Below are 5,883 nucleotides of genomic sequence, written 5' to 3'. Positions count from 1 at the left end.
CACCTACTCCGTGTCTGGGAGACGGCCGGGCTCGCCCGACGGTGCAGCCGAGCCGCCGTTCTCGCGGTTGTCACAGGGAACCGATGCATGCGGGCCACGCCGCGGACGGCGGGCCATCAAGTGAGCGCTAACATCTATAGGAATAGACGCAGAAACCAATAAACCATTGCATTACCAACGCAGCCCTCTTCCTTCTTCCCTCCGGCGCGGTCACGGCGGTCACGCAGGTCGTGCGAGCGCCCCGAAAAGCTTCCGCGCGGGGCAGTGCCCGAACGCGGCGGGAAGCTAGCCGCCGGTCCCGTTGCGGTCAACGTGTCGGCAATCGCCGCCGACAAAACTCGTGAAACCCGCCGAAAGTTGCACACAGCATCGCGCTCGTTACGCCGAACGGGCGGCGGACGCTCGCGGCGGGCCTGCTCCCGTCAGACAAAAGCGCAGCACAGCGCGACACAACGCAGCCGACCCATTACTCGATGTGCCGATCGGGTGGCGGTGCCGGTCGACAAGTGCTTGAATTCAAGGCGCTCGCCGGAAGTTCTGCCGACCCGGCGGGGGTGGAAACGCGCCTTGCCGGATGACGTGTCCGGGGCTCGCTTTACGTGAAACTTCAACCGCTGATATCACACATCACGCATGCAGGGGGCTTCAGGTCGAAATGGTCACTCGGTGTATGTCGACTCTTCGGACTTGGCCGGGGCGTTGCGCGCGGCTGTAGGTTCGCCCGCCGCTGCGCGTCAGCCGGCCCTGCGCCGCAGCCCTGGCCGAGTTCGAAGAGGGTGCATGCCCAGGTGGGCAATTACTGCCGCGTCACGCAGTAATCATCCGGCACTTCAAGCCGGTGACTCACTACCGGCTCGAAGCGCCAATCGGCACTACTGATCGGGCAATGTGAAGGGGGAATATCTGATGATTCATGCATTATCGTTCACTGCCGGCAAGCAGAGAACTGCCACGAAGAGGGCCGGCACGGCTCTCGGCCTGGCCGCGCTGCTGGCCACCGCCTCGCTCATCGCGGCCACACCGGCCAACGCCGATTCGCCGACCCGGGCCAGCACCGTGGACATCATCGGCACCGACAACGGCGTCACCGACTCATTCATCGTCGACACGAATGGCGATGTCACCGCCGGACTCGTCAAGATCCGATTCTCGAACCACGGCACCATGGACCACCAGGCACAGCTGTTCCGCCTGCACGACGGCGTCACCTACGCGAAGTTCCTCGCCGATCTGCACAGCTCCAACCCCTTCGTCGCGTTCTTCGCCGACTCTTCGGCGTTCGGCGGCGCGACCCCGATCGTCCCCGGCGAACACCAGACGGTCTGGGAGGTGATGCAGGGCGGCACCTACGCGGTCGTCTGCTTTGTCAGTGGCAGCGACGGTATCCCACACTTCCTGAAGGGCATGGTCGCCCCGCTCACGGTGACCGGGCAGCTGGCGCCCGAGGAACTGGCCGCGGTTCACCCGGCGGGTGAGGTCGCGGGCGTGATCAACGCCCACGACATGACCTACACGATGCCCTCGGTGATCCACAACGGCGCGCTCTACCGCTATCAGGACACGGACGCGCAGGACATCCACGAGCTCAACTTCGGCCGTCTGCTCCCCGGAAAGACCGTCGCCGACGCGAAGGCGTGGTTCGCCTCCCTCGCCAACCCGGGCGGGCCGTCCGAGCCGCCGCCGTTCACCGTCTCCGGCGGCTTCGGCGCGGAACTGCCCGGCAACGGCGGATGGCTGCGCGCGAACGTGGAGCCCGGCAACTACGTGGCGTTCTGCCTGGTTCCGGACGACCAGACCGGCCTGCCGCACGCCGCGATGGGAATGGTCGTCGGGTTCACGGCTGTATCAGATGACGAAGACGGCTGATCACTGAGGATCCGCAAGGCATGAGAAGCGGCTGCTCGGCCGGGCCTCACCCGGCCGGGCAGCGCACCCGATTCAGTACGCTGAGAGCGAATCCCGGGGCCGCTGGCGCGCCGATGCGGGGCGCGGTGCATAGGATGGGTTACTCAGGGTACCGATCTTCCCGGATGAGGTGGGTGACGTGACGGACTCCTACGCAGGTGGCCGCCGGATGGCCGACGGCGACTACGCGGGCGGTCTCAGCGACCACGTGTTCAGCCGCCTTTTGCGCAACCGGATCGTCTTTCTGGGCACGGCGGTCGACGACGTCGTCGCGAACAAGATCACCGCGCAACTGCTGCTGCTCGACGCGGAGGAGCCGGACCGGGACATCCGGCTGTACATCAACTCGCCCGGCGGGTCCGTCTCCGCGGGCCTGGCCATCTACGACACGATGAACTACATCGGCTGCGACGTCGTCACCGTCGCCCTCGGCATGGCGGCGTCCATGGGGCAGTTCCTGCTGACCGCCGGGGCTCCGGGCAAGCGTTTCGCGCTGCCCAACGCGGAGATCCTGATGCACCAGGGTTCCGCGGGCCTGGCCGGTTCGGCCTCCGACATCCGCATTCAGGCCAAGCAGCTGCTGCGCGGCAAGCGCCGCATGATCGAACTGACGGCCTCGCACACCGGACAGCCGGCGGAGAAGATCGAGAAGGACTCGGACCGCGACCGCTGGTTCTCCGCCGAGGAGGCCAGGGAATACGGGCTGATCGACGAGATCATCACCACGATCGACACTATTCAGAACTGACAGAACTCAATGCTCTTCAGAGCCGAACTGTGACGCGCGGGCCGGATCGGCGCCCGCGTACCACTGCTGGTGCTGGTGTCAGCCGATACCGCCTGACACCAGCAGGTTCTGTCCCGTCGCCCAGCCGCCGTCCGGACCGGCGAGGAACTGCCACCACGGCCGCCACGGCGGTCAACTGCTCCACTGCGCCCTCGCCGGCGACGTAGCAGGCTCCGCCCACGGCGGAGGTCGGGATGTCCTGTGTGCAACAGCGCGCCGGTGATGTCCCAGCCGCAGACCGGATGACTGGTCGATTCCATACTCTGCATTCCCGGTATATCGGGCATACCTGAAGTCAGCACACGACTTATCCCCCATTGCCTCGTAGCCAGCTCTGCGAGCAGCGCCGTCCGCGTGTGCCGACTTGCCCCTTCGTGTGCCGACTCACCCCTCCGCGTCAACGCCACAAGAGAAACCGGCGTCACGGCGAAAGTAGAGGCCTGACCGGCCAAGGACTTCTCCCGTTACCCGTTGAGACGATCTCAATAGGAATCGAGATATTTACGTCTTACCGGATCACCGCCGCCAAGGGACAGTAGGAACGTGAGCGCGGTACACCCCCTGTACCCCCTGCACTGACCCACTCAGAGGCCGGACGCAATCGTCTGCCGACCTGACGCAGGGCTGCCGCTCCATCATCCGTCCGATCCCCCGTCTGTTCGCAGAACACGGACCCGGATCGTGCTGCACCCGCCAGCTTCGTCTGGTGCGCCACCGAATGGAGAACACGTTGGCCAGCGCTTTGGGCACCCTCAGGGGCCGAATAATCACGCCGAGCACCTCGTCCGGAAGCTTCGAGAAACGCGGCTTCCACGTCAAGAGCCTCAACACCCGGGACTCGCTGGAGACCGTCGGCAAGATGTTCATGGCCGGATACGCCTGCGCCGCCGCGGCCGGCACCGTGGCCGAGGCAGAACACTGCATCGCGCAGCTTCCCTGGCAGTACCAGGGCTTCGCGTATGAGGGCGCTGGGATGGGCTACGCGGTCCGTGACGGGCTGCCGTTCGGAAGCAGCCACCACGTCGCCGACTTCCTCAGGGACCGGATCGACGGTCATGTCTACATGATCTACGTCGGGGTCGGCTGGGCCATGGCCCGCCTACCACGATTCCGCTGGAAAACACTCGACAACGCCATGCCCGACCCGATCTTCCGCTGGCTCGCCCTCGACGGCTACGGCTTCCATCAGGCGTATTTCAAGACCAACAAGTACGTGCACCAGCATTACCAGGAACCGGAGTTCCCGTGGCCCGGCGAAGGCCCCGCCACGTACGCCAACCGCGTGATCGACCAGGGCATCGGACGCGCCATGTGGTTCGTCGGTGGCGCCGAGCCCAACCGCGTCGCCGACATGATCGACAAGTTCCCCCAACCCCGCCACGCCGACCTCTACGCCGGCTCCGGCCTGGCCGCGACATACGCGGGTGGCGCCAACGAAGGGGAGTTGCGGACCTTCCTGCGCCGAGCCGGGGCGTACGCGCCCCACGTGGCACAAGGCAGCGTCTTCGCCGCCGCCGCCCGAGTGGAAACCAACCTGGTCACCGAGCACACCGGCCTGGCCACCAGGGTGCTGGTCGGCGTGACACCACAACAGGCCCGCGAAATCTTCCGCGACTCCCGCCCAGCACCGAAACCCGACGGCGACACCCCAGCCTTCGAACTGTGGCGCCAACGCATCTCCGCCGGAGTGGCCACGCTCCAGGCCGCGAACCCGTAACATCCACCGGGGCTTGAATGCGGGAGCACATATGTTCAAGCCCAACACCAGTACCAATGCCAGTACCAGTACCAGTTCCTCGTATCAACCGACAACCACTTCGCTCCGCGGGGCGGACGGCATCCTGCCGCCACCATCGTGGGCGTCCCACTCGTTCCAGGAGCTGATATGACTCATATCGATTTGGGGCCCGACGAAGCCCAGTTCCCCGGCATCACCGGGCTGCTCAAGTACCGTCCGGAGACGGCGAAGCCGCTCAATGAGCTTGCTGAGGTGCTGCTGCGCAGCGAGCACTCCCTCACACGCGGCGAGCGGGAGATGATCGCCGCGTACGTCTCCGGACTGAACGACTGCGAGTTCTGCCGCGATTCGCACTCCGCGTTCGCGGCGGCGCAGCTGGAACCCGGTATGTCCCTGGTGCTCCAGGTGCACACCGATCCCGCACTCGCTGCGATCAGCCCGAAGCTGCGGACACTGCTCAAAATCGCCGAAGCGGTGCGTGAGAGCGGCAGCAAGGTCACCACCGAGCTCATCGACGCCGCGCGGGCCGAGGGCGCCACCGACGTGGAGATCCACGACACGGTGCTCATCGCGGCGGCGTTCTGCATGTACAACCGGTACGTGGACGGCCTGGGCACCCTCGTAGCGCAGAACCCTGAGTTCTACGCTGCATCGGCGCAGATGATCGTCGAGGTCGGATACGTCGGCTGAAGCCGTGCACCGGTCGGCCGACTCGCCGGCCGGTCGATACGCGCTCACGTGGCCGGCACCGCGCTGAACCGGGATCAGGGTCCTGACTGATCCCGGACACGCCCGGTCATTCTCGCACCCGCCCGCCGAACGGCCAGTTGTGCACCTCGATCGCGTCGTACCGGTCCGCGGTGAGGACGGCGCGCCGTGCCCGCAGACGGCGAGAGTTACGGCAACAGTTACGGCGTAGGGCGTGGGGCGTAGGGCTTGTCAGCGAATCCATCCACGCGCACAGCCACCACGGCCCTGCGCCTGCAAGCCGGGCATGAAATCGCGTCGGCCCACGTTGGCAAGTCGCAAAGGTTGCGACGACTGGAAAGGCCCATGATCGTGGAGATCCCGGAGCGCGTGCGCGAGCTGCTCGAACGACCGGTGCTGGTGAACCTGGGGACCACTCGCCCGGATGGAGCACCTCAGGTCAATCCCATGTGGTTCGTGTGGGACGGCGAGTTCATCTGGTTCACCCACACGAACTACCGGCAGAAGTACAAGAACATCGCGCACGAGCCGCGGGTGTCGATTTCGATCATCGACCCGGAAAACGTGTACGGCTACGTGGAGATCCGCGGCATCGTCGACCATATCGACCCCGACCCGGAAGCCAAGCTCTACCAGCGGCTGTCGGAACGCTACGACGGCACCGCGGTGACCCCCGCGGACGCCGAACAGCGCGTGGCCATCGCCGTACGACCGACCAAGATCCATCAGCAGTAGACAGACCCGG

Annotated in this window: 5 protein-coding genes; all 5 read left to right on the top strand. The window is 65.8% G+C overall.

The window, feature by feature from the left end; translation table 11 throughout:
• The first annotated feature begins 906 nt into the window (after window positions 1–906).
• The 5 genes from VGS97_RS01385 to VGS97_RS01365 all read left to right on the top strand — a co-directional run bounded on the left by VGS97_RS01385 (window position 907) and on the right by VGS97_RS01365 (window position 5,873).
• Complete coding sequence (locus VGS97_RS01385; protein WP_326851293.1) at window positions 907–1,866, top strand: hypothetical protein; 960 nt, start codon at window positions 907–909, stop codon at window positions 1,864–1,866.
• Window positions 1,867–2,074: 208 nt separating this feature from the next.
• A complete protein-coding gene (locus tag VGS97_RS01380) occupies window positions 2,075–2,653 on the top strand; it encodes an ATP-dependent Clp protease proteolytic subunit (RefSeq protein ID WP_326851294.1) in 579 nt (192 codons plus the stop codon).
• A gap of 769 nt (window positions 2,654–3,422) precedes the next feature.
• Window positions 3,423–4,409: a DUF1702 family protein gene (locus VGS97_RS01375; protein WP_326851292.1), complete on the top strand. Its 987-nt coding sequence runs from the start codon at window positions 3,423–3,425 to the stop codon at window positions 4,407–4,409.
• Window positions 4,410–4,577: 168 nt separating this feature from the next.
• Window positions 4,578–5,120, top strand: coding sequence for a carboxymuconolactone decarboxylase family protein (locus VGS97_RS01370; RefSeq protein ID WP_326851291.1), 543 nt, complete (start codon window positions 4,578–4,580; stop codon window positions 5,118–5,120).
• A 363-nt stretch (window positions 5,121–5,483) separates the two neighbouring features.
• Window positions 5,484–5,873 carry a PPOX class F420-dependent oxidoreductase gene (locus tag VGS97_RS01365; RefSeq protein WP_414641616.1) on the top strand — a complete coding sequence of 130 codons (390 nt, stop codon included), beginning with the start codon at window positions 5,484–5,486 and terminating at the stop codon, window positions 5,871–5,873.
• Window positions 5,874–5,883: the final 10 nt, after the last annotated feature.

The organism is Actinocrinis sp. (genome assembly GCF_035946395.1).
GTDB lineage: Bacteria > Actinomycetota > Actinomycetes > Streptomycetales > Catenulisporaceae > Actinocrinis.
This window is presented reverse-complemented; position numbering and strand designations above follow the sequence as displayed.